This is a genomic window from Kitasatospora sp. NPDC086009, assembly GCF_044540385.1.
Taxonomy (GTDB): domain Bacteria; phylum Actinomycetota; class Actinomycetes; order Streptomycetales; family Streptomycetaceae; genus Kitasatospora.
This window is the reverse complement of record NZ_JBITSA010000001.1, coordinates 779,248-800,704: the sequence shown is the minus strand read 5'-3', so window position 1 is coordinate 800,704 and position 21,457 is coordinate 779,248. Positions and strand designations below refer to the sequence as shown.

Annotated in this window: 16 protein-coding genes and 1 pseudogene; 8 read left to right on the top strand and 9 right to left on the bottom strand. The window is 72.2% G+C overall.

Features of this window, described 5'->3' with window-relative positions:
• Positions 1-103 precede the first annotated feature (103 nt).
• Positions 104-2,710: an ATP-dependent chaperone ClpB gene (clpB, locus tag ACIF6L_RS03715; protein WP_359834184.1), complete on the bottom strand. Its 2,607-nt coding sequence runs from the start codon at positions 2,708-2,710 to the stop codon at positions 104-106.
• 106 nt (positions 2,711-2,816) lie between these two features.
• Positions 2,817-3,809, bottom strand: a complete 993-nt coding sequence (locus tag ACIF6L_RS03710; protein ID WP_359804038.1) for a LysR family transcriptional regulator — start codon at positions 3,807-3,809, stop codon at positions 2,817-2,819.
• Between the two features lie 70 nt (positions 3,810-3,879).
• Here ACIF6L_RS03710 and ACIF6L_RS03705 point away from each other — a divergent pair, with 70 nt between their 5' ends.
• The 3 genes from ACIF6L_RS03705 to ACIF6L_RS03695 all read left to right on the top strand — a co-directional run bounded on the left by ACIF6L_RS03705 (position 3,880) and on the right by ACIF6L_RS03695 (position 7,662).
• A complete protein-coding gene (locus ACIF6L_RS03705) occupies positions 3,880-4,980 on the top strand; it encodes a TDT family transporter (protein WP_396486043.1) in 1,101 nt (366 codons plus the stop codon).
• 683 nt (positions 4,981-5,663) lie between these two features.
• Positions 5,664-6,653: a LuxR C-terminal-related transcriptional regulator gene (locus ACIF6L_RS03700; protein ID WP_396486042.1), complete on the top strand. Its 990-nt coding sequence runs from the start codon at positions 5,664-5,666 to the stop codon at positions 6,651-6,653.
• Between the two features lie 7 nt (positions 6,654-6,660).
• A complete protein-coding gene (locus ACIF6L_RS03695; protein WP_396486041.1) occupies positions 6,661-7,662 on the top strand; it encodes a LuxR family transcriptional regulator in 1,002 nt (333 codons plus the stop codon).
• Positions 7,663-7,669: 7 nt separating this feature from the next.
• Here the strand turns inward: ACIF6L_RS03695 and ACIF6L_RS03690 are convergent, their stop codons facing one another.
• Positions 7,670-8,296: a hypothetical protein gene (locus ACIF6L_RS03690; protein WP_329488718.1), complete on the bottom strand. Its 627-nt coding sequence runs from the start codon at positions 8,294-8,296 to the stop codon at positions 7,670-7,672.
• A gap of 357 nt (positions 8,297-8,653) precedes the next feature.
• Here ACIF6L_RS03690 and ACIF6L_RS03685 point away from each other — a divergent pair, with 357 nt between their 5' ends.
• Positions 8,654-8,812: a hypothetical protein gene (locus ACIF6L_RS03685; RefSeq protein WP_352288445.1), complete on the top strand. Its 159-nt coding sequence runs from the start codon at positions 8,654-8,656 to the stop codon at positions 8,810-8,812.
• A 73-nt stretch (positions 8,813-8,885) separates the two neighbouring features.
• Here ACIF6L_RS03685 and ACIF6L_RS03680 read toward each other — a convergent pair whose 3' ends face one another.
• The 5 genes from ACIF6L_RS03680 to dnaK form a co-directional block, all read right to left on the bottom strand.
• On the bottom strand, positions 8,886-9,875 hold the full coding sequence (locus ACIF6L_RS03680; RefSeq protein WP_359804040.1) for a helix-turn-helix domain-containing protein: 990 nt from the start codon (positions 9,873-9,875) through the stop codon (positions 8,886-8,888).
• A 212-nt stretch (positions 9,876-10,087) separates the two neighbouring features.
• On the bottom strand, positions 10,088-10,594 hold the full coding sequence (locus ACIF6L_RS03675) for a heat shock protein transcriptional repressor HspR (RefSeq protein ID WP_329488715.1): 507 nt from the start codon (positions 10,592-10,594) through the stop codon (positions 10,088-10,090).
• Between the two features lie 7 nt (positions 10,595-10,601).
• A complete protein-coding gene (dnaJ, locus tag ACIF6L_RS03670; protein ID WP_329488714.1) occupies positions 10,602-11,750 on the bottom strand; it encodes a molecular chaperone DnaJ in 1,149 nt (382 codons plus the stop codon).
• Between the two features lie 165 nt (positions 11,751-11,915).
• Complete coding sequence (gene grpE, locus ACIF6L_RS03665) at positions 11,916-12,536, bottom strand: nucleotide exchange factor GrpE (protein WP_329488713.1); 621 nt, start codon at positions 12,534-12,536, stop codon at positions 11,916-11,918.
• Positions 12,533-14,371 carry a molecular chaperone DnaK gene (gene dnaK, locus ACIF6L_RS03660; protein ID WP_329488712.1) on the bottom strand — a complete coding sequence of 613 codons (1,839 nt, stop codon included), beginning with the start codon at positions 14,369-14,371 and terminating at the stop codon, positions 12,533-12,535. The genes grpE and dnaK overlap by 4 nt, the downstream gene beginning before the upstream one ends.
• Before the next feature lie 292 nt (positions 14,372-14,663).
• Between dnaK and ACIF6L_RS03655 the strand changes: the two genes are divergently transcribed.
• The 4 genes and pseudogenes from ACIF6L_RS03655 (at position 14,664) to ACIF6L_RS03640 (ending at position 20,757) form a co-directional block, all read left to right on the top strand.
• Positions 14,664-16,889: a (Fe-S)-binding protein gene (locus ACIF6L_RS03655; RefSeq protein WP_396486040.1), complete on the top strand. Its 2,226-nt coding sequence runs from the start codon at positions 14,664-14,666 to the stop codon at positions 16,887-16,889.
• A 403-nt stretch (positions 16,890-17,292) separates the two neighbouring features.
• A pseudogene (locus tag ACIF6L_RS03650) lies at positions 17,293-18,366 on the top strand (sugar phosphate nucleotidyltransferase); the annotation flags it as partial.
• A 196-nt stretch (positions 18,367-18,562) separates the two neighbouring features.
• Entirely contained in the window at positions 18,563-19,588 is a 1,026-nt protein-coding gene (locus ACIF6L_RS03645; protein ID WP_396486039.1) for a YIP1 family protein, read from the top strand.
• Positions 19,589-19,866: 278 nt separating this feature from the next.
• A complete protein-coding gene (locus ACIF6L_RS03640) occupies positions 19,867-20,757 on the top strand; it encodes a metal-dependent hydrolase (RefSeq protein ID WP_396486038.1) in 891 nt (296 codons plus the stop codon).
• A gap of 91 nt (positions 20,758-20,848) precedes the next feature.
• Here ACIF6L_RS03640 and dcd read toward each other — a convergent pair whose 3' ends face one another.
• Positions 20,849-21,424 (bottom strand): dCTP deaminase, encoded by a 576-nt coding sequence (gene dcd / locus ACIF6L_RS03635; RefSeq protein WP_329488708.1) that lies wholly within the window; start codon positions 21,422-21,424, stop codon positions 20,849-20,851.
• Positions 21,425-21,457: the final 33 nt, after the last annotated feature.

Here is a 21,457-nt window from a genome sequence, read left to right as displayed (position 1 = left end):
CTTGCCGGGGCCCCCGGTCGGGGCCGTGGCCACCGAGGGTGAGTGCGGCACCGGGCCGCCCCCTCGGGGAGCGGGGGCGGCCCGGTCCGGGGGCTGCGCAGCGCTACTTCTCCAGCGGGCCGCGGGCCCGGACGGCGAGGTGGTCGCCCTCCTCGGCCCGTTCGACCAGGACGGTGTCGCCGTCGTGCACCTGGCCCGACAGGATGGCCCGGGCGAGCTGGTCGCCGATCGCGGACTGCACCAGGCGGCGCAGCGGCCGGGCGCCGTACGCGGGGTCGTAGCCGGTGAGCGCCAGCCAGTCCCGGGCGGCCTCGTCGACGTGGAGGGTGAGCCGGCGCTCGCCCAGCCGGGCGGCCAGCCGGGCGACCTGGAGGTCGACGATCCGGCTCAGCTCGGCGGTGCCCAGCGGCTCGAAGACCACGATGTCGTCGAGGCGGTTGAGGAACTCGGGCTTGAACGCGGCCCGCACCGAGTCCAGCACCAGCCGCTTCTTCATCTCCTCCGGGGTGGCCGGGTCCACGAGGAACTGGCTGCCCAGGTTGGAGGTGAGGATCAGGATCGCGTTGCGGAAGTCGACCGTGCGGCCCTGGCCGTCGGTGAGCCGGCCGTCGTCCAGCACCTGGAGCAGGACGTCGAAGACCTCGGGGTGGGCCTTCTCCACCTCGTCCAGCAGCACCACGCTGTAGGGGCGGCGGCGGACCGCCTCGGTGAGCTGGCCGCCCTCCTCGTAGCCGACGTACCCGGGCGGGGCGCCGACCAGGCGGGAGACGGAGTGCTTCTCGCCGTACTCGCTCATGTCGATCCGGACCATCGCCCGCTCGTCGTCGAAGAGGAAGTCGGCGAGGGCCTTGGCGAGTTCGGTCTTGCCGACGCCGGTGGGGCCGAGGAACAGGAAGGAGCCGGTCGGCCGGTCCGGGTCGGCGATGCCGGAGCGGGTGCGCCGCACCGCGTCCGAGACGGCCTGGACGGCCTCCGCCTGGCCGATCAGGCGTCGGCCCAACTCGTCCTCCATACGCAGGAGTTTGGAGCTCTCGCCCTCCAGCAGCCGGCCGGCCGGGATGCCCGTCCAGGAGGCGACCACATCGGCGATGTCGTCCGGGCCGACCTCCTCCTTGACCATGGAGGAGGTGGCGTCCCGCTCCTCGGCGCCCTCCTGCGCCTCGGTCAACTCCTGCTCGGCGGCCGGGATCTCGGCGTACATCAGCTTGGAGGCGCGCTCGAAGTCGCCGTCCCGCTGGGCCCGGTCGAGGGCGCCGTGCAGGTCGTCGAGCCGCTCCTTCAGCTCGCCGACCCGGTTGAGGCTCTTCTTCTCCTGCTCCCACCGGGCGGTGAGCACGCTCAACTGCTCGTTCTTGTCGGCGAGATCGCGCCGGAGCCGGGTCAGCCGGTCGACCGAGGCCGGGTCGGACTCCTTCTCCAGGGCCAGCTCCTCCATCCGCAGCCGGTCGACGGCGCGCTGGAGCTCGTCGATCTCGACGGGGGAGGAGTCGATCTCCATCCGGAGCCGGGAGGCCGCCTCGTCGACCAGGTCGATCGCCTTGTCGGGCAGGAAGCGCGAGGTGATGTAGCGGTTGGACAGGGTGGCGGCGGCGACCAGGGCGGCGTCCGAGATCTGCACCTTGTGGTGCGCCTCGTACCGGCCCTTGAGGCCGCGCAGGATGGCGATCGAGTCCTCCACGCTGGGCTCGCCGACCAGCACCTGCTGGAACCGGCGCTCCAGGGCCGGGTCCTTCTCGATCCGCTCGCGGTACTCGTCCAGCGTGGTGGCGCCGACCATCCGCAGCTCGCCGCGGGCCAGCATCGGCTTGAGCATGTTGCCCGCGTCCATCGCGGAGTCCCCGCCGGCGCCCGCGCCGACCATGGTGTGCAGCTCGTCGATGAAGGTGACGACCTGGCCGTCGCTCTGCTTGATGTCGTTCAGGACGGCCTTCAGCCGCTCCTCGAACTCGCCGCGGTACTTGGCGCCGGCCACCATCGCGCCGAGGTCCAGCGCGACCAGCCGCTTGCCGCGCAGCGACTCCGGCACGTCACCGGCCACGATGCGCTGGGCCAGGCCCTCGACCACGGCGGTCTTGCCGACACCGGGCTCGCCGATCAGCACCGGGTTGTTCTTGGTGCGCCGGGAGAGCACCTGGACGACCCGGCGGATCTCCTGGTCGCGCCCGATGACCGGGTCGAGCTTGCCGTCCCGGGCGGCCTGGGTGAGGTCGGTGCCGTACTTCTCCAGGGCCTTGTAGGTGCCCTCCGGGTCGGGGGAGGTGACCCGGCCGCTGCCGCGGACGTCCTTGAACGCGGCGAGCAGGGCCTTCGCGGTGGCGCCCCGCTGGGCGAGCAGGTCGGCGACCGCGCCGCCCTCGGCGGCCAGGCCGACCATCAGGTGCTCGGTGGAGACGTACTGGTCGTCCAGGTCCTCGGCGCGCTTGCCGGCCTCGGTGAGCACGGCCAGCGTGTCGCGGGCCAGCTGGGGCGCGGCGACGGTGGAGCCCATCGCGCGGGGCAGTCCGGTCAGCAGCCGGCGGGCCTCGGTGTCGATCCGGGTCGCGTCCGCGCCGACCGCCTTGAGCAGCGGCCCGGCGATGCCCTCGGGCTGCTCCAGCAGGGCGATCAGGATGTGCACCGGCTTGACGTCCGGATTCCCCGCGGCGCCGGCCTGCCGGATCGCGGCGGACAGGGCGTCCTGCGTCTTGGTGGTGAACTTGCTGGCGTCCACTGCTGGGGTGTCCTCCTCGCTGATGGCGAACTGCTTCGTACGGGCGGCGGCCCCCCGGCCACCGGCCCTGCTGAGTACAGCATGCACTAAGTTGAGTCTATTCCGCTCAACCTTCGGATGAACGCTTGGGGTGCCCGGAGACGGTGTACCGGTCGAGCCGCGGCGCGGGCTGCCAGCCGCTGCGGACCGACGGCCCGGTCCGCCGGGTCAGTACCAGCAGCTCCCGGGCCGGCCCGCCCGGCCGGTGGCCGGCCGGCCAGACCGCGCGCAGCGGCCGCCGCAGGTCCAGCCCCTCGGCCAGCGGCACGGCCACCAGCCGCCGGGTCGCCAGCTCCTCCGTCACCGCCAGCTCGCTCAGGCAGACCGGTCCGGCGCCGGTCATCGCCGCCGCCTTCAGCGCGGTCGACGAGGCCAGCTCCAGCCGCGGCTTGGCGGCGCCGCCGAACGGAGCCAGCGCCATCTCCAGGACCTCCCGGGTGCCCGACCCGGGCTCGCGCAGCACCAGCGGGGTGGCGGCCAGCTCGGGGCCGGTCACCGGGGAGCGGCGGCGCGCCCAGGGGTGGCCGGGCGCCACCACGACCACCAGCCGGTCGGCGGCCACCACCGCGCCGGCCAGCCCCGGCGGGGTGGACGGGCCCTCGACGAAGCCGAGGTCGGCCTCGCCGGCCAGCACGTGCCCGGCGACGTCGGAGGAGTTGGCCGTCCGCAGGATCACCGCCGTGCCCGGGCTGCTGTCGTGCAGCGCCAGCAGCCAGCCCGGCATCAGGTACTCGGCGACGGTCAGGCTGGCCACCACCACCAGCCGGGCGTCCCGCCGCTCGCGCAGCGCGTCGATCCCGGCGTCCAGCGCCTGCGCCGCCTCGACCACGTGCCGGGCCCACTCGACCACCAGCAGCCCGGCCTTGGTCGGCCGGGAGCCGCGCGGGGACCGTTCCAGCAGGGGGACGCCGATCTGTCGCTCCATGCCCTTGATCCGGGCGCTCGCCGTCGGCTGGCTCACGCCCAGCTCGGCCGCCGCCCGGCCGACGCTGCCCAGTCGTGCCACCGTGAGGAGCAGTTCCAGGGCGCCGAGCTCGGGGACGTGCGGGGAGAGAGCCATAGACTCAGGCTATGCCCTCATAGGTCGGCGGGCGCTACCGGTGGCCGGAGGCGGACGGCACGGTGGTTCCATGGCCATCCTCACCGGCGTCCGACCGCTCACCCGCACCGCCCGCTTCGACCTCGCCCAGCTCGGCCCCAACTGGTACGCGGTGGTGATGGGCACCGCGATCGTCGGCAACGGCGCGGCCGCGCTGCCCGTCCGGCTGCCGGGGCTGATCGGGTTCGGCGAGCTGATGTGGGCGCTCGGGGCGGTCGCGCTGCTGGTGCTCGTCCCCGCGCGGGTGGTCCACCTCCTCCGGTACCGCGCCGAGGCCCGCGCCCACCTGCTGGACAACCCGGCCACCGCGGTCTTCTACGGGTGCCCGCCGATCGCCATGCTCTCGGTCGGCCTGGGCACCCTCACCCTCGGCTCGCGGGTGATCGGCACCGGCCCGGCCGTCGCGCTGGACGCGGCGCTCTGGGGCATCGGCACGCTCTATGCCCTGGCGGTCGCGGCCGGCGTCCCGTACCTGATGATCACCCGGCACGCCGTCTCCCCGCTGGAGGCCAATCCGACCTGGCTGCTGCCGGTGGTCGCGCCGCTGGTCGCCTCCGCGACCGGCCCCGCCCTCGTCCCGCACCTGCCTGCCGGCACCGCGCAGCAGAGCCTGCTGTACGGCTGCTGCGCGCTGTTCGGGGTCGGGCTGCTGGCCATCCTGGCGCTGCTGCCGGTGGTGCTCACCGGGCTGGTGCACAGCAAGCTGTCCGCCCTGGTGCTCACTCCGTCGCTCTTCCTGGTGCTCGGCCCGCTCGGCCAGTCCACCACGGCCGTCCACCAACTCGCCGATGCCGCACGTCCGGTGGCGCCGCAGCTGGCGCCGGTGGCGCTCGCCCTCGCCGAGCTCTACGGGGTCGCGGTGCTCGGGGTCGCGATGCTCTGGCTGGTCATCGCCACCGCGGCCAACCTGCGGGCCCGCCGGGCCGGGATGCCCTTCGCGATGACCTGGTGGGCCTACACCTTCCCGGTCGGCACCTGCGTCACCGGCGCCTCCGCGCTCGCCCGGCACACCGGTTTCGCCGGGTTCACCGGCCTCGCGGCCGGGCTCTTCGTCCTGCTGGCCGCCGCCTGGGCCGTGGCGGCCGGCGGCACCGCGGCCGGGCTGGCCGGCGGCAGGCTGCTGGCCCGCTAGCAGAGCCGTCACGGTAGCGGCAAGAGCGGTCACGATAAGTGACCGGAGGGCGGAGGGGGATTCTGTGAAGGGATCGTGCAGGATCGGCGAAGGCTGCCCGATCGGGCAGTCCGGATTCGGACCGCCCCGCTCCGCAGCCGACTGAACGGACGGTCGCCGCCCGCCCCGTCATCGCGCTGACCTGGCCTTCCTTCCCCGGCCCCGGTGGGCCGCCCGGGGGCCGCCACGGATTCACGGTGCAGGTTCCTGCAATTGCGAAAACATGCAGTCGGGCGGCACTTGTTCACCGGCCGTCACGCTGTGATGGTGGAGACACGCCAAGCCGTCCGGGCGATCGCAGCCCGATGGTGGTGACTTGCTCTTCGATACTGGATGCGAGAGGTACGTCCGTACCTGCATGTCGGGGGGAAGAGCGCCGGCCGGGACGCCATGTGTGGTGATGGTCCCCGGGACCGGAACCGGCGAGGCGTTGCTGCTCCGCCTCGCCGGGAGCGCCCTGGGATTGGCGTGCTACCGGCGACCCCCGGGAAACCCGTGTGCGACGGCACCCGGTCCCCGGGGGTCCGCCGGTCGGCAGTACCGTGATCGCGTGCGGCGCGCGGTACCGCGACCACGATCGACCCGTGCGGGGGGCACGCGCGGCACAGGCAGATCCGAGACCCATCCGGCAGGGAGCGTTCGAGGTGACGGCGGATCCGACGGCCGCCCCGGGCACCAGCGCGCCGGGCGGTGAGCCCGACGAGGCGGCCCGGCAGCTCTACCTGGCCGTCCTCGCCCGTGGCGGCCGAGTCCCCGCCGCCGACGTCCCCGAGTCCGACCGGGCCGCGCTGCGGCTCCTGCTCGACATCGGCCTGCTGATGCCCAACCCGATGGACGCCTGCTACACCGCCGTCAGCCCGCGCTCGGTCAGCGACCGGCTCGGCGCCGAACTGCGCAGCGAGGCCACCCGGCTGCTGGTCCGCGCCGAGAACCTGCCCGGCGCGCTGGACACCCTCACCCGGGCGTACGACGCGATGCCCCGCCCGCCCGAGCGCTCCGGCGGCGCCGTCTACATCGAGGGCCACGTCCACATCCGCCAGCGCATCTCCCAACTGGTCGCCGACTGCCGGACGGAGGTCCTCACCGCCCAGCCGGGCCACCGCCCGGCCGACGCCCTGAAGATCGCGCTCCTCCAGGACCTCCGGCTGCTGCAGCGCGGCTGCTCGCTGCGCACCGTCTACCAGCCGGTCGCGGTCTCCGACCCGGCCGCGCTCGCCTACGCGGACGAGGTCACCCGGCACGGCTCGCAGATCCGGATCCTGGACGAGCCGTTCCAGCGCCTGTTCGTCTTCGACCGCTCGGTCGCGGTGATCTCCGCCAACGAGGACCACAGCACCGCCGCCTTCATCTCCGACCCGGCCGCGATCGCCTTCCTGGTCGGCGCCTTCGAACGCGACTGGGCCCGGGCCGACCCCACCGACTGGGCCGGCACCCTCGCCCGGGGCGTCGCGCAGGAGGCCCCCGACCGGGTCGGCCGGCTGCTCGCCAAGGGCCTCACCCAGCGCACCGTCGCCACCCGGCTGGGCCTCAGCGAGCGCACCGTGGCCGCGCACATCTCCCGGCTGCGCGAGCGCCACGGCGCGCAGACCCTGTTCCAGCTCGGCTGGCTGATGCGGGGCGGACGCGATGACTGAAACCGCGATGACTGAGGCCGCGATGACCGACGCCGCGATGACCGAGGCCCCGCTGCCGGACGCCGACGCCCGCGAGCTGTACCGGACCATCCTGCGCGAGGGCGGCCGGCTGCCGATCGCCGAGGTGAGCGCCCAGGACGCCCGGTCGGTCCGGCAGCTGACCGACGTCGGGCTGCTCACACCGCGCTACGCGGACGGCGTGTACAGCGTGGTGAACCCGCGTGCCGTCGGCGAGCGGATCGGGGCCGGGCTGCGCGAGGAGGGGGCGCGCCTGCTGGCCCGGGCGGCGCTCGTCCCGGAGCTGATCGACGACCTGACGAAGGCCTACGACGCCGCGCCCGGCCGGGAGGACCGCACCGGCGGCGCCCGGCGGATCACCGGCATGGGGCAGATCCGCCACCTGATCTCACAGCTCGCCGACGAGCACCACCGCGAGGCCTGGGCGGCCCAGCCCGGCGGAGCCCGGCCGGCCGCCCACATGCGGGACGCGCTGGAGCACACCCGCCGCTACCTCGCCCGCGGCGGCACCATGCGCACGATCTACGAGGCGAGCGCCCGCCTCGACGCGCCGACGGTCGAGTACGCGGCGGCGTCGGCCCGGCTCGGCAGCCCGATCCGCACCCTGGCCGCGCCGTTCAGGCGGGTGCTGATCTTCGACCGCAGGGTGGCGCTGATCCCGGCCGCGCCGGACAACACCAGCGCGGCCCTGGTGGAGGACTCCGCGACGGTCGCCTTCCTGGTGGACGTGTTCGAGCAGCAGTGGCGCCAGGCGGAGGGGGTGAACTGGTCGGCGCTGGCCGCCGGCGCCACCGAGCCGGCGGTGCACGACCAGATCGGCCGGCTGCTGTCGCAGGGGCTGACGCAGCGGACGATCGCCGGCCGGCTGGGGCTGAGCGAGCGGACGGTGGCCGGTCACATCTCGCGCCTGCGCGAGCTCTACGACGCGGAGACGCTCTTCCAGCTCGGCTGGCAGATGCGGGGAGCCCGGCCGGGGGAGTCCGATGGGTGAGCCGGGGTCAGCCGGTCGCCGCGCCGGTCGGCCAGTAGCCGGTCGGACCGACCACCGGGGGCTGCTGGCGCGGGATGCTGAACTGGTCGCCGGGGGCGGTCCAGAAACCCTCGCGCAGCGAGAGCGCCATGCCGGCCCAGTCGAGGGCGGTCTCCACGGTGTGGTGGAGGGCCTCCTGCGACCAGGTGTCGTCGAAGACCAGCGGCAGCACCGGGGCGACCTGCTCGATGGTGGCGATCAGCGGGTTGTGCGTGATCGCCTCGTCCACCAGCAGGACGATCGGCTTGCGCAGCGCCGACGCCCAGCCCAGCTCCAGGCTCACACCGGCGGAGAGCGGCGCACCGACGTAGGCGAAGACCAGGTCGGCGGACTGCAGCGCCCGGAAGTCCGACGGCACCCGGGGCTCGGGGGCCCGGCCGGCGATCGTCCAGGCGTCACTGTGGTGGGCGCTGTACACGGCGGCACCGCTGCGCAGGAGCGTGGTGCGAAGTGTCGTCAGCCGCGTCCGGCTGGCCAGGGTCACCACGCTGTCCGCCGGGCCGGTCAACCGCATCAGCGGCGCGGCCAGGAACACACGTGCACGCCGGCCCTCGGGGGCCTGGCTGTCGTGGTGACGCAGGTAGGGCTCGGTCATGTCGACTCCGGGGGAAGGCCGACCGGATTGGGGGACGGTGCCGGCAGGCGTTGAGAGTAGTTGCTGCTTCAGGTGGATCCAGTGCCCTGTGGTGATGAAGAATTGACCGTACAGCAACAGGTTTTTGACCTGGTGCTGGACCATCGGGGGCGAACTGATCGTCTATCAGTGGTCACGCTCGCGTCCAGGTTTCTGCCCTGTCATCTGGCTGCCTGGCAGGGAGATGACGCCGCCGGGGGACAACGGGGAGGTGACACCACAACTCGGCGTGCGGCATCATGTGGACTCCAGTGCTATTAGTTCGGCTAGAGCAACTTTCGGAAAGGGAGTGGGCTGGTGTCCCGTATGTCCAGGCTTGTGCGCAAGGTCGTGCTTCCGATTGCCATCGCGGCCGGAGCTTTGGCCGGTGTCTGCGTCCTGTCAAACGGTACGCAGCCGCAGGTGGACGCAGGTGCCGGGGATTCCCGTGCCAAGGCCGCCGTTTACCTCGTCGCCAATGACATGAACTGGGGCTGACCGCTCCCTGTCATAGCGGACGTTCGAGTGCCGAAAGGCTCCAGGCGCGGGCGCCCGCCGCCGTTCGGGGCCCTCACTCCGGCCGGTGCTGCGCGGCCCGGCCGAGGACGTAGCCCAGCTGGAACAGGGAATCGACGTTGTAGTCCTCCCGCATCTCGGCGATATGTCGCGCCAGTGTGCGCTCGCTGATGCCGAGTCTGCGGGCGATGACCCGATGGTTCGTACCGGAAAGAAGCAGGTCGATGATCGTCTGGCGCAGCCGGGAGACCACCTGCTGCGGGACGGTGGTGTCGCCGTCGAACTCCAGCGCCCGGCCCCAGTTCCGCTCGAATACCTCTTCCACGAGATATTTGATGACCGCCGGATCGTGGATGAAAGCGGCCAGGTCGTCATCGCCCACCGGAATTACCGCGAGCCGCCGGTCGACAATGATGAGGCGGGCATAGGGCTCGTCCAGGGTGCGAAACTGATAACCCTCCTTCGCCAGCCGGGACACGTATTCGCGGGTGGGCTGGTGGTATCGGGTGCTCGCGTTGTAGATCGTGCGCATCGAAGCGCCCTGCTGCAGGCTCTTGAGGTCCCGTTCCATTCCCGCGGCGAGCAGCTCGGGCGGGCGGGGGCCGCCCGGCTGCATGGCGAGGCCCTCGGTCATCCCGGTGGCCATGCATTGCTGGAGGCGCTGATTGATGAGCGCTTTGCCCTGGACGTATTCGATGGGGCCGCCCGACTGGTCGGGGCTGTGAAAGGCGTCGGCCAATTCGCTGAGATCGGCCGGCAGGGCGACCGCGCGGGCCAGCAGGTCGAGGGCCTGGCGCTGCCAGGCGGAGCTCAGGCTGAAGGAGAGCTGGGCCGGGTCGACCGCGATGAGCGAGCCGGGTTCGTCACTGTCCGGAATGAGCAGACCGAGGTCCATGAGCTCGCGGAGCGCGGCGGTCTCGCCCGGGCCGGCGCCGATTGTCAGCCGGCCGTTGCCGTGGACGGTCCTGAGATAGAGCGAGCGGGCGTCGGCAGACAGTATTCGCGATCCGCCACCTGCGGGACCGGGCTGCTCTCGCCCACTCATCTTCGGCTCCCTGTCGTCGACCGGACAAGTAGTCAACGTTCTAAAGTCGGTTGTACCAGGCATCCTAGGTCGCGGTCACGGCCGGTAAGGACTGCCACCGACAGCTCTGCCTGCCAGGGGCACGCTCCGGTCCAGCACTCTCTCACAGACGACCGAGCCGCCGGCACCCCCCGATCAGGAGGGAGCCGGCGGCGGGTGCCGTGGTGGCGGGGTTACCGCTTGGGGCGCCAGACGACCAGTGCGCTGGACTGGCTCGGCGGCTGGTAGGGGACGAGATCCCGCCGGTAGGAGGCGTGGACGGCGGCCTCGCGCTGCTGGAGCGCGGAGGCGGCGCCTTCGAGCGAGTCGACCAGCTCGGTGATCCGCGACTGCAGTGCGGTGACCTGGTTCTCCAGCTCGATGATCCGCTTGATGCCGGCGAGGTTGATGCCCTCGTCCTGGGACAGCCGCTGCACCTCGCGCAGCTGCTGGATGTCGCGGCTGGAGTAGCGGCGGCCGCGGCCCGCGGTGCGGTCGGGACAGACCAGGCCGAGCCGGTCGTACTGGCGCAGGGTCTGCGGGTGCAGGCCGGAGAGCTCGGCGGCGACCGAGATCACGTAGACCGGGGTGTCCTCGGTGAGGACGTAGTGCGGCGGCGGTGCCGCACGGCGGGCACGCGGGGCGCCGCCGGGCAGGCCTTCGCCGATGCCGGGCCCGATCGGGCCGCTGTCGGGGGTCATCTGGTCGTCACGCTCCCTTCGCCGCCTTGAAGAGGGCGGCTCGCGGGTCGTCGGAGGCGGTGGCCTCGCGGTACTGCTCCAGGGCCGTCAGCGCGTCGCCGGTGACGTGCTGTGGCACCACGACCTCCACGGTGACCAGGAGGTCGCCCCGGGTGCCGTCCTTGCGGGTGGCGCCCTTGCCGCGGGCCCGCAGGGTGAGGCCGTTGGCACTGCCCGGGGGCAGCCTGAGCTTCACCGAGGGGCCGTTGAGCGTCGGCACCTCGATGGTGCCGCCCAGAGCGGCTTCGGGGAAGGTCACCGGCACGGTCACCGTCAGGTTGTCGGCCTTGCGCCCGAAGACCGGGTGCGCGTCGACGTGCACGGTGACGTAGAGGTCGCCGGACTGGCCGCCGCGCTCGCCCTGGGCGCCCTTGCCCTTCAGCCGGATGCGCTGGGCGTCCTGGACGCCGGCCGGGATCCGGACCTGCATGGTGCGGGCCGAACTGGCCCGGCCGCTGCCGTGGCAGTCGGCGCACGGGTCGTCGACGATCATGCCGCGGCCGCGGCAGTCCCGGCACGGCTCGGACAGCGCGAAGGCGCCCTGGCCCCGGCTGACGGTGCCGGCGCCGACGCAGGTCGGGCAGACCCGCGGGGTGGTGCCGGCCTTGGCGCCGGTGCCGCTGCAGGTGCGGCAGGCGGCCTGGCTGGTCATCCGCAGCGGGACGGTCGCGCCGTCCACCGCCTCCTCGAAGGAGAGCGTCACCTCGGTCTCGACGTCCGCGCCGCGCCGCGGCTGGGCCTGCCGGCCGCCGCGGTTGAACAGGCCGCCGAAGACGTCGCCGATCCCGCCGCCGCCGGCGCCGCCGCCCTGGCTGCCGCTGAAGAGGTCGCCGAAGTCGAAGCTGTAGCTGCCCCCGCCGGGCCCGCCGGAGCGGAAGCCGCCGTTGGCGAAGAGCGTGCGCGCCTCGTCGTACTCCTTGCGGCGCTTCTCGTCCGACAGGACGTCATAGGCCTCGGAGATGTCCTTGAAGCGCTCTTCGGCCTTGGCGTCGCCCGTGTTCGCATCGGGGTGGAACTCGCGCGCCAGCTTGCGGTACGTCTTCTTGATCTCGGTGGCGGAGGCGTCCTTGGGCAGGCCGAGGACCTTGTAGTAGTCCTTCTCCACTCGTTCGCTCATGGCTGCCGCCACCTCCCGGAGTCAACAGGTAGGGATCCGGCGCGGGTGGGCCCGCCGGCCACGGATCCACCGGACTCCCCGCCGCGGGGAACCGGGTCAACGGATACGGCGCTGCGGAGCCGGCCGCCGTACTGGCCGGCGTACGACTCCGCAGCGCACGGGGTGTCAGCTGTCCGCGCCACCGTCAGCCTTGTCCGACTCCGCGGACTTCGCCGACTCGGCGTCCGGCGCGGAGGTGGTCTGGGTGCCCGGCTGGGGCTCCGCGACCGCCACCATCGCCGGGCGGATGATCCGCTCGCCGATCCGGTAGCCGGGCTGGAGGATCTGGACGCAGGTGTCCTCGGTGACGTCCGAGGAGTAGCTGTGCATCAGCGCCTCGTGCATGGTCGGGTCGAAGGGCTCGCCCTCCTTGCCGAACTGCTGGAGGCCCAGCTTGGCCACGACCGTCTCCAGCGACTCGGCGACGGACTTGAAGCCGCCCGTCACCTCGCCGTGCTCGCGGGCCCGGCCGATGTCGTCCAGCACCGGGATCAGGGACTCCAGGATGTTGGAGACCGCGATCTCGCGGACCGTCAGACGGTCCCGCTCGACCCGCTTGCGGTAGTTCTGGTACTCGGCCTGAAGGCGCTGGAGGTCGGCGGTCCGCTCGGCGAGCTGCTTGGCGGCGGCGTCGCCCGCGGCACCGGTGGTGTCACCGGCTGCCGCGGCCTCCTCGGCGGCCTCGATCACGGCCTCCTCGGCGGCGGAGTCGTCGCCGGGCTCAGCACCCTGCGGCTTCTCCGTCATGCCGCACCGCCCTTGGGCTTCTCGTCGTCCACGATCTCGGCGTCGACGACGTCGTCGTCCTTGGCGCCGGCGGCGTCACCGGCCGGCGCGGCACCGGCGGCGTCGGCGTTGGCGTAGAGCGCCTGGCCGAGCTTCTGGGCGGTGGTGGAGACCTTCTCGGAGGCCTCGCGGATGGCCGCGATGTCCTCGCCCTTCAGGGTCTCCTTGAGCTCGCCGATGGCGGTCTCGACCTCGGTCTTGACGTCGGCCGGGAGCTTCTCCGCGTTGTCCGCGATGAACTTCTCGGTCGAGTAGACGAGCTGCTCGGCCTGGTTGCGGGTCTCGACCGACTCGCGGCGCTTGTGGTCCTCCTCCGCGTACTGCTCGGCCTCGCGCATCATGCGCTCGATGTCGTCCTTCGGCAGCGCGGAGCCGCCGGTGACGGTCATCTTCTGCTCCTTGCCGGTGCCGAGGTCCTTGGCGCCGACGTGCATGATGCCGTTGGCGTCGATGTCGAAGGTGACCTCGATCTGGGGCAGGCCGCGGGGGGCCGGCGGGAGACCGGTCAGCTCGAACATGCCGAGCTTCTTGTTGTACGCGGCGATCTCGCGCTCGCCCTGGTAGACCTGGATCTGCACGGACGGCTGGTTGTCCTCGGCCGTGGTGAAGATCTCCGAGCGCTTGGTCGGGATCGTGGTGTTGCGCTCGATCAGCTTGGTCATGATGCCGCCCTTGGTCTCGATGCCGAGGGACAGCGGGGTGACGTCGAGCAGCAGGACGTCCTTGACCTCGCCCTTGAGGACACCGGCCTGGAGCGCGGCGCCGATCGCGACGACCTCGTCCGGGTTGACGCCCTTGTTGGCGTCCTTGCCGCCGGTCAGCTCGCGGACGAGCTCGGCGACGGCGGGCATCCGGGTCGAGCCGCCGACCAGGACCACGTGGTCGATCTCGGACAGCGCGATGCCGGCGTCCTTGATGACGTTGTGGAACGGGACCTTGCAGCGCTCCAGCAGGTCGGAGGTGAGCTGCTGGAACTGGGCGCGGGTGAGCTTCTCGTCCAGGTGCAGCGGGCCCTCGGCGGAGGCCGTGATGTAGGGCAGGTTGATCGAGGTCTCGGAGGACGAGGACAGCTCGATCTTGGCCTTCTCGGCGGCCTCGCGCAGACGCTGGAGGGCCATCTTGTCCTTGGACAGGTCCACGCCGTGGCCGGCCTGGAAGACCTTGACCAGGTGGTCGACGACCTTCTGGTCCCAGTCGTCACCACCGAGGTGGTTGTCACCGTTGGTGGCCTTCACCTCGACGACCCCGTCGCCGATCTCCAGCAGGGACACGTCGAAGGTGCCGCCGCCGAGGTCGAAGACCAGAATGGTCTGGTCGTCCTTGTCCAGGCCGTAGGCCAGGGCGGCCGCGGTGGGCTCGTTGACGATGCGCAGGACGTTGAGGCCCGCGATCTCACCGGCCTCCTTGGTCGCCTGGCGCTCCGAGTCGGAGAAGTAGGCCGGGACGGTGATGACGGCGTCGGTGACCGTCTCGCCCAGGTAGGCCTCGGCGTCCCGCTTCAGCTTCTGCAGCACGAAGGCGCTGATCTGCTGGGGGTTGAAGTCCTTGCCGTCCAGGTTGATCTTCCACCCGGTGCCCATGTGGCGCTTGACCGAGCGGATGGTCCGGTCGACGTTGGTGACCGCCTGGCGCTTGGCGACCTCGCCGACCAGCACCTCGCCGTTCTTGGCGAAGGCCACGACGGACGGCGTGGTCCGCGCACCCTCGGCGTTCGTGATGACGGTGGGTTCGCCACCCTCAAGGACGCTGACGACCGAGTTCGTCGTACCGAGGTCGATGCCGACCGCGCGTGCCATCGTTGGTACCTCCACGGAAGAGTTGAGCTTTACAGGCTCAAGGATGCACGACTCGGCGGAGGGCGTCAACAGCTATGAGTCCCAACGGCTCAACTTTGCTGAGCCGAAAATCGCGCCGACCCGCCGGAAGGCGTGGTGCGCCGGGCTCGCGTGACTGCCGCCATACCTTGAGCATCTTCTGGAGAAGTGTTGACGGGCGGTAATGTCCGGGCCGTCGGCCCGGCAAGTTACCGACGAGTACACTCGCACGCGTAGAAACTCTCACCAGGAAGCCGCAGGAGACGGAGAGCCGATGCAGCTAGCAGCGATCGTCATCTCGCTGGTCACGTTTGTGATCGGCACCGCGCTCGCCGCCCGTGCGGCGATGTACATCTTCAAGGTGGTGCGGACGGGTCAGTCCGACCCCACCAGATTCGGCGTGCCCGCCCAGCGGGTGAAGACCGTGGCGGTCGAGTTCGTCGGCCACACCAGGATGAACCGCTGGGGCGTCGTCGGCATCGCGCACTGGTTCGTCGCGGTGGGCTTCTTCACCCTCGGCCTCACCCTGCTGACCGCCTTCTTCCAGCTGTTCGACGCCGAGTTCGTGCTGCCGGTGCTCGGCGGCTGGCTGCCGTACGAGCTCTTCACCGAGCTGGTCGGCACGCTGACCACGCTGGGCATCGCGACCCTGATCGTGATCCGGCTGCTCAGCCTGCCGTCGCGGTCCGGCCGCAAGTCCCGGTTCGCCGGCTCGATCGCCTGGCAGGCCTTCTACGTCGAGTACACGATCCTCGGCATCGGCCTCTGCATCATGATCCTGCGCGGCCTGGAGGGCGCGCTGGAGAACGTCGGCTTGTACGAGGCGAAGTACCTGGTCTCCTACCCGCTGGTGCTGGCCTTCAAGGGCCTGGCGCACGGCACGCTGGAGAACCTGATCTACCTCTTCGCGATGCTGAAGATCTGCATCTCCTTCGCGTGGGCGATCACCATCGGCATCAACCCCTCGATGGGCGTGGCCTGGCACCGCTTCCTCGCGTTCTTCAACATCTACTTCAAGCGCGAGGAGGACGGCGGCACCGCGCTCGGCGCCCTGCGGCCGATGACCAGCGGCGGCGCCCCGATCGACTTCGAGGACCCGGCCGACGACGCCGTCTTCGGCGTCTCCCAGGTCGAGCACTTCTCCTGGAAGGGCATCCTCGACTTCTCCACCTGCACCGAGTGCGGCCGCTGCCAGTCGCAGTGCCCCGCCTGGAACACCGGCAAGCCGCTCTCGCCCAAGCTGCTGATCATGAGCCTGCGCGAGCACGCCTTCGCCAAGGCGCCGTACCTGCTCGCCGGCGGCGGCAAGGACATGGAGGGCGAGGAGCGCGCCACCGCCGAGCAGCTGGCCGGTGTGCCCGCCGAGGCGCTCGCCGAGGCCGAGCGCCCGCTGATCGGCACCGCCGAGGAGGGCGGGGTCATCGACCCCGACGTGCTCTGGTCCTGCACCACCTGCGGCGCCTGCGTCGAGCAGTGCCCGGTGGACATCGAGCACATCGACCACATCGTCGACATGCGCCGCTACCAGGTGATGATCGAGAGCTCCTTCCCGACCGAGGCCGGGACGATGCTCAAGAACCTGGAGAACAAGGGCAACCCGTGGGGCATGGCCACCAAGGCCCGCCTGGACTGGGTCAAGGAGCTGAAGAAGGAGACCGGCATCGAGGTGCCGGTGATCGGTGAGGACATCGACCCCGCCGAGGTCGAGTACCTCTACTGGGTCGGCTGCGCCGGCGCCCTGGAGGACCGCGCCAAGAAGACCACCAAGGCCTTCGCGGAGCTGCTGCACACCGCCGGCGTGCAGTTCGCGATCCTCGGCAAGGAGGAGTCCTGCACCGGTGACTCCGCCCGCCGCCTGGGCAACGAGTTCCTCTTCCAGATGCTCGGCGCGCAGAACGTCGAGACCCTGAACGCGGCGCTGGAGGACGCTCCGAAGAAGCGGATCGTCGCCACCTGCCCGCACTGCTTCAACACCATCGCCAACGAGTACCCGCAGCTGGGCGGCCACTTCGAGGTCATCCACCACACCCAGCTGCTGCAGCACCTGATCGACGAGGGCAAGCTCGTCCCGGTGAACCCGGTCGAGGGCCTGATCACCTACCACGACCCCTGCTACCTGGGCCGGCACAACAAGGTCTACAGCCCGCCGCGCGAGATCATGGACAAGGTCCCCGGTCTGCGCCAGCAGGAGATGCACCGCCACAAGGAGCGCGGCTTCTGCTGCGGCGCCGGTGGCGCGCGGATGTGGATGGAGGAGCGCATCGGCAAGCGGATCAACACCGAGCGCGTGGACGAGGCGCTGTCGCTCAACCCCGACATCGTCTCCACCGCCTGCCCGTTCTGCCTGGTGATGCTCTCCGACTCGGTCAACGGGAAGAAGAACGAGGGCGCGGCCAAGGAGCACCTGAAGGTGGTCGACGTCGCCCAGCTGCTGCTCGACTCGGTGAAGGCACTGCCGCCGGCCGAGCCGGCGGAGCCGGCGGAGACCGTCGACGCCTGACCGGTGACGCCTGACCGGTGACGGTCGGCCCGGTGCCTCCGGCCCGAGGGCGGTCGGCCCGGGCCACGACCGCCCGGCTGTTCGACAGTTCTGCTACAACTGCCCGGCCCGGTGGGTGCGACGAGCGCCCGCCGGGTCGGGCTTTTCGCCGGGCTCCGGTGCGGCTCGCACCCGGTCTTCCACCGGACTTGGCGCGGCGTTCTCCGGAGCGCCGCGCGGTGGGCGGGACGCCAACCGCCCGCCCGCCCGACCGGGCCCGGGTCGGAAGGAAATACAGTAGGCGCCGGACCGGCCCTGTGCCGGTCGACCCGTGCCGGCCGTCCGGACGGGTTTCCAGACCACTGACGGAGGTATCGGCCCGCCGGGCCGGGCCGCGGAGACCACAAGGGGAACAGCGCAGACCATGACCGAGGCGATCATGCTGGTCGGTGGTAAGGGCACGCGACTGCGTCCGCTGACCACCCACACCCCCAAGCCCATGCTCCCCGTGGCGGGCGTCCCGTTCATCGCGCACCAGCTGGCCCGCGCGGCCGCGGCCGGGGTGACCCGCGTGGTGCTCGCCACCTCCTACCTGGCCGAGGTCTTCGAGGACCACTTCCAGGACGGGACGCCGTACGGCATCGAGCTGGTCTACCTGACCGAGCGGGAGCCGCTCGGCACCGGTGGCGCGATCCGCAACGCGGCCTCCGGGCTGACCTGCGGCCCCGACGAGCCGGTCCTGATCTTCAACGGGGACATCCTGTCCGGCGTCGACATCGCGGCCCTGCGCGACGGCCACGTGGCCGCCGGGGCCGACGTCACGCTGCACCTCACCCGGGTCGAGGACCCGCGCGCCTTCGGGCTCGTCCCGACCGACGAGGACGGGCGGGTGCTGGAGTTCCTGGAGAAGCCGGAGACGCCCGAGCAGATCGTCACCGACCAGATCAACGCCGGCTGCTACGTCTTCACCCGCTCGGTGATCGACCGGATCCCGGCCGGGCGCGAGGTCTCCGTCGAGCGCGAGACCTTCCCCGAGCTGCTGGCCACCGGCGCGCTGCTGCGCGGTGTGGTCGACACCTCGTACTGGCTGGACCTCGGGACGCCGGCGGCCTTCGTCCGCGGCTCGGCCGACCTGGTCCTCGGCAAGGTCGACTCCCCGGCCGTCCCCGGCCCCACCGGTGACGCCCTGCTGCTGCCCGGTGCCACCGTGCACCCCGGCGCCGTGCTGAGCGGCGGGACCGTGGTCTCCGCGGGCGCGGTGATCGAGGCCGGCGCGATCGTCGAGGGCAGCGTGATCCTGCCCGGCGCGTCCATCGGCCCGGACACCCTGGTCAAGGACTCGATCGTGGGCGCGTACGCGACCGTCGGCGACCGGACGGCGCTGGACGGCGCGGTGATCGGCGACGGCGCGATCGTCGAGTCGGACAACGAGCTGCCGAACGGCATCCGGGTGGCCTGCGGCACGCTGCTGCCGGTCGGCGCCGTCCGCACCTCGGCCGGCCCGGGCGGCTGCCCGGCCGGTGCCTCGGCGGCCGCGGCGGTGCACGCGCCGGCCGTGAGCGCGCAGCGGTAGGACCCGCCCGACACGGCGCCCCGGGCCCCGCCCGGGGCGCCGTCGTCACAGGCTCGCTGCAAACCGGCTCCGGCTCGGTGCCCGACCGACACGGAGTCGGCCGGACGGGTACCTTCGGAGCGTGGCTGGTAATCGATACGACAGCGGTCAGGGCGCCGACCCCCGTGGCGGGTGGTCGGCTCCTCCCCCGTCGGCGGGGGCGCCCGGGGGGTACGGGCAGGCGGACGGTCCGGAGTACTTCACCGCTCCGCACCGGGGAACGGCACCGCGGCCGGGGGCGCCGTCCCCCGGCGGGCACGGCGGTCCCCAGGCCGGCGGGTACGACCCGTACGCGGCCGACCAGCCGGGGCACACCCGGGCCTTCCCGACCGGCGGCGACCCGTACGCGGGCGAGCCGTACCCGCAGCAGGGGTACCCGGCGGAGTACGGGCAGCAGCCGTACCCGCAGGGGTACGAGCAGGGCTACGAGCAGGGTTATGGCCAGGGCTACGACCAAGGGCACGACCAGGGCTACGACCAGGCCTACGGCCACGGCCAGGACGGTCAGCCGGACAACGTCGCGGTGTACCGGGCCGGCGGCCAGGCCGCCCCGCACGCCACCGGCCCGCGCCCGCGCTGGCGCGAGCTGCTGATCGGGATCTTCCGCAACCCGACGGCCACCTTCGACCGCACCCGCGACCACCAGGTCTGGCTGCCCGCGCTCACCGTCTCGCTGCTGTACGGCGCGCTGGCCGTGCTGGGCATCGGCCTGACCCACGACGACGTGGTCAACTCGACCTTCACCAGCGCGCTCACCGCGATGGTCGTCGCCGCGATCGGCTTCACCGTGGCCGGCGCCACGCTCGGCGCGGTCACCTACGCGCTGGCCCGCCAGTTCGGCGGGGACGGCCCGTGGAAGTCGACGGTCGGCCTCGCCGTGCTGATCGGCTGGACGACGGACGCGCCCCGGCTGCTGCTGGCGCTCGTGCTGCCGTCCGACAACCTCGTCGTCCAGGTCGTCGGCTGGGCCACCTGGCTGTTCTGCGCCGTCCTGCTGACCACGATGGTCCGCCGGGTGCACGACCTGCCGTGGGGCAAGGCGGCCGGCGCCGCCGCGCTCCAGCTGCTGGCGCTGCTGGTGCTGATCAAGCTGCCCACCCTGGGCTGATCAGCCTCCTGTCCACCCTGGCTGTCCCCCTGGGCCGGTCGACCTGTCCGCTCCGGGGCTGGCCGGCCTTCCCGTTCCGGGGTCGGTCGGCCGGTCCGTTCCCGGTCGGTCGGTCGGCCTGCCCGTCCCGGGGTCGGTCGGCCGGTCCGTTCCCGGTCGAGGAACCGGCGAAGGCGCGGCGCGGGCCCGGGGGAGAATGGTCGACGGGCCCCGCCTGCGGGGCCCGTTCCGCTTCCACCACCCTCACGTCCACCACCCTCACGCGCACGGAGCCAGGCATGACCCTCCCCACCACCCACGTCAGCTTCCCGGCCGGGGCGGTGACCGGCGAGTCCCCGGTGCTCGCGGTGCACCCGCTGGACGGCGGCCGCCACGCGGTCGTCACCGCGGCGACGCCGTTCCACCCGCTCGACCACACCTGGCCCGACCAGCCGGCCGACCTCGGCACCCTGACCGTGGACGGCACCGAACTGGCCGTCGTCGACTGCCTGACCGGTGCGGTGGGCCCGGACGGCGGCGCGCCGCTGGTCGGCGCCGACATCCCGGTCCGGCGCGGCGACGAGGAGTGGTCCTGGCTGGTCCTGCACGTGGTCGAGGGGGCCCCGGACGGCCTCGTCGGCAAGACCGCGACGCTCGCCGTCGACCCGGGCCGGCGCGCCGCCCTCTGCGCCTCGCACAGCGGCTGCCACCTGCTCGCGCTCGCCCTGAACGCGGCCCTCGCGCCGCGCTGGCGCAAGGACCCGGGCCGCGCCGACGCCTTCGGCAACCCGGACTTCGACAGCCTCGCGATGGCGAGCTCCGTGATGGACACCGAGGCGAGCACCGACACCTACCGGCTCGGCAAGTCGCTGCGCAAGAAGGGCTTCACCGCCGAGGCGACCGACGAGTTCCCGGCCCTCGCCGACGCCCTGCCCGACCTCACCGAGGCGGTCAACCGGCAGCTGGCCGCCTGGGTCGCCGCCGACGCGCCGGTCCGCATCGACGTCCCCGGCCCCGAGCTGACCGCCCGCCGCCAGTGGCACTGCGAGCTGCCCGAGGGCCCCGCGCAGATCTTCTGCGGCGGCACCCACCTGCACCACCTGGGCGAGCTGGCGGCGCTCCGCACCGAGCTGCGGCTCTCCGAGGACGGCAGCGAGCTGGTCGCCGTCACCCGCCCCGAGCGGGTCTGAGCACCACCGGGAACGCCGCGGGCGGCCACCCCTCGACGGAGGGGTGGCCGCCCGCTGTGCGTGCGCTCGGTGTGCTCGGGACCGTCCGGGCTCAGATGTCCGTGCGGTGGAAGTTCAGGTAGGACCGGGACGGCGTCGGGCCGCGCTGGCCCTGGTAGCGCGAGCCGTACCGCGCCGAGCCGTACGGGTGCTCCGACGGCGAGGAGAGGCGGAACAGGCAGAGCTGCCCGATCTTCATCCCCGGGTAGAGCTTGATCGGCAGCGTCGCGACGTTCGACAGCTCCAGCGTGACGTGCCCGCTGAAGCCGGGGTCGATGAAGCCGGCCGTGGAGTGCGTCAGCAGGCCGAGCCGGCCCAGGCTGGACTTGCCCTCCAGCCGCGAGGCCACGTCGTCCGGCAGCGAGATGACCTCGTAGGTCGACGCCAGCACGAACTCGCCGGGGTGCAGGATGAACGCGTCGTCGCCCTCCGGCTCGACCAGCCGGGTCAGGTCCGGCTGCTCCTCGGAGGGGTCGATGTGGGGATACCGGTGGTTCTCGAACACCCGGAAGAAGCGGTCCAGTCGCACATCGATACTGGACGGCTGGATCATCGCGGGGTCGAACGGGTCGATCACGACCCGGCCCTTGTCGATCTCGGCCCGAATGTCCTTGTCAGAGAGCAGCACGCTCCGAGGTTACGTGCACGACGGGGCCCCGGA

Bases quoted from the DNA above. Each gene is read 5' to 3' on its own strand.
- ACIF6L_RS03690 (WP_329488718.1), bottom strand. From the start codon at position 8,296: ATGACCGAGCCCTACCTGCGTCACCACGACAGCCAGGCCCCCGAGGGC.
- ACIF6L_RS03705 (WP_396486043.1), top strand. From the start codon at position 3,880: ATGGCCATCCTCACCGGCGTCCGACCGCTCACCCGCACCGCCCGCTTC.
- ACIF6L_RS03655 (WP_396486040.1), top strand. From the start codon at position 14,664: ATGCAGCTAGCAGCGATCGTCATCTCGCTGGTCACGTTTGTGATCGGC.
- ACIF6L_RS03675 (WP_329488715.1), bottom strand. From the start codon at position 10,594: ATGACCCCCGACAGCGGCCCGATCGGGCCCGGCATCGGCGAAGGCCTG.
- grpE (WP_329488713.1), bottom strand. From the start codon at position 12,536: ATGACGGAGAAGCCGCAGGGTGCTGAGCCCGGCGACGACTCCGCCGCC.
- dnaJ (WP_329488714.1), bottom strand. From the start codon at position 11,750: ATGAGCGAACGAGTGGAGAAGGACTACTACAAGGTCCTCGGCCTGCCC.
- dnaK (WP_329488712.1), bottom strand. From the start codon at position 14,371: ATGGCACGCGCGGTCGGCATCGACCTCGGTACGACGAACTCGGTCGTC.
- ACIF6L_RS03695 (WP_396486041.1), top strand. From the start codon at position 6,661: ATGACTGAGGCCGCGATGACCGACGCCGCGATGACCGAGGCCCCGCTG.
- ACIF6L_RS03640 (WP_396486038.1), top strand. From the start codon at position 19,867: ATGACCCTCCCCACCACCCACGTCAGCTTCCCGGCCGGGGCGGTGACC.
- ACIF6L_RS03710 (WP_359804038.1), bottom strand. From the start codon at position 3,809: ATGGCTCTCTCCCCGCACGTCCCCGAGCTCGGCGCCCTGGAACTGCTC.
- ACIF6L_RS03680 (WP_359804040.1), bottom strand. From the start codon at position 9,875: ATGAGTGGGCGAGAGCAGCCCGGTCCCGCAGGTGGCGGATCGCGAATA.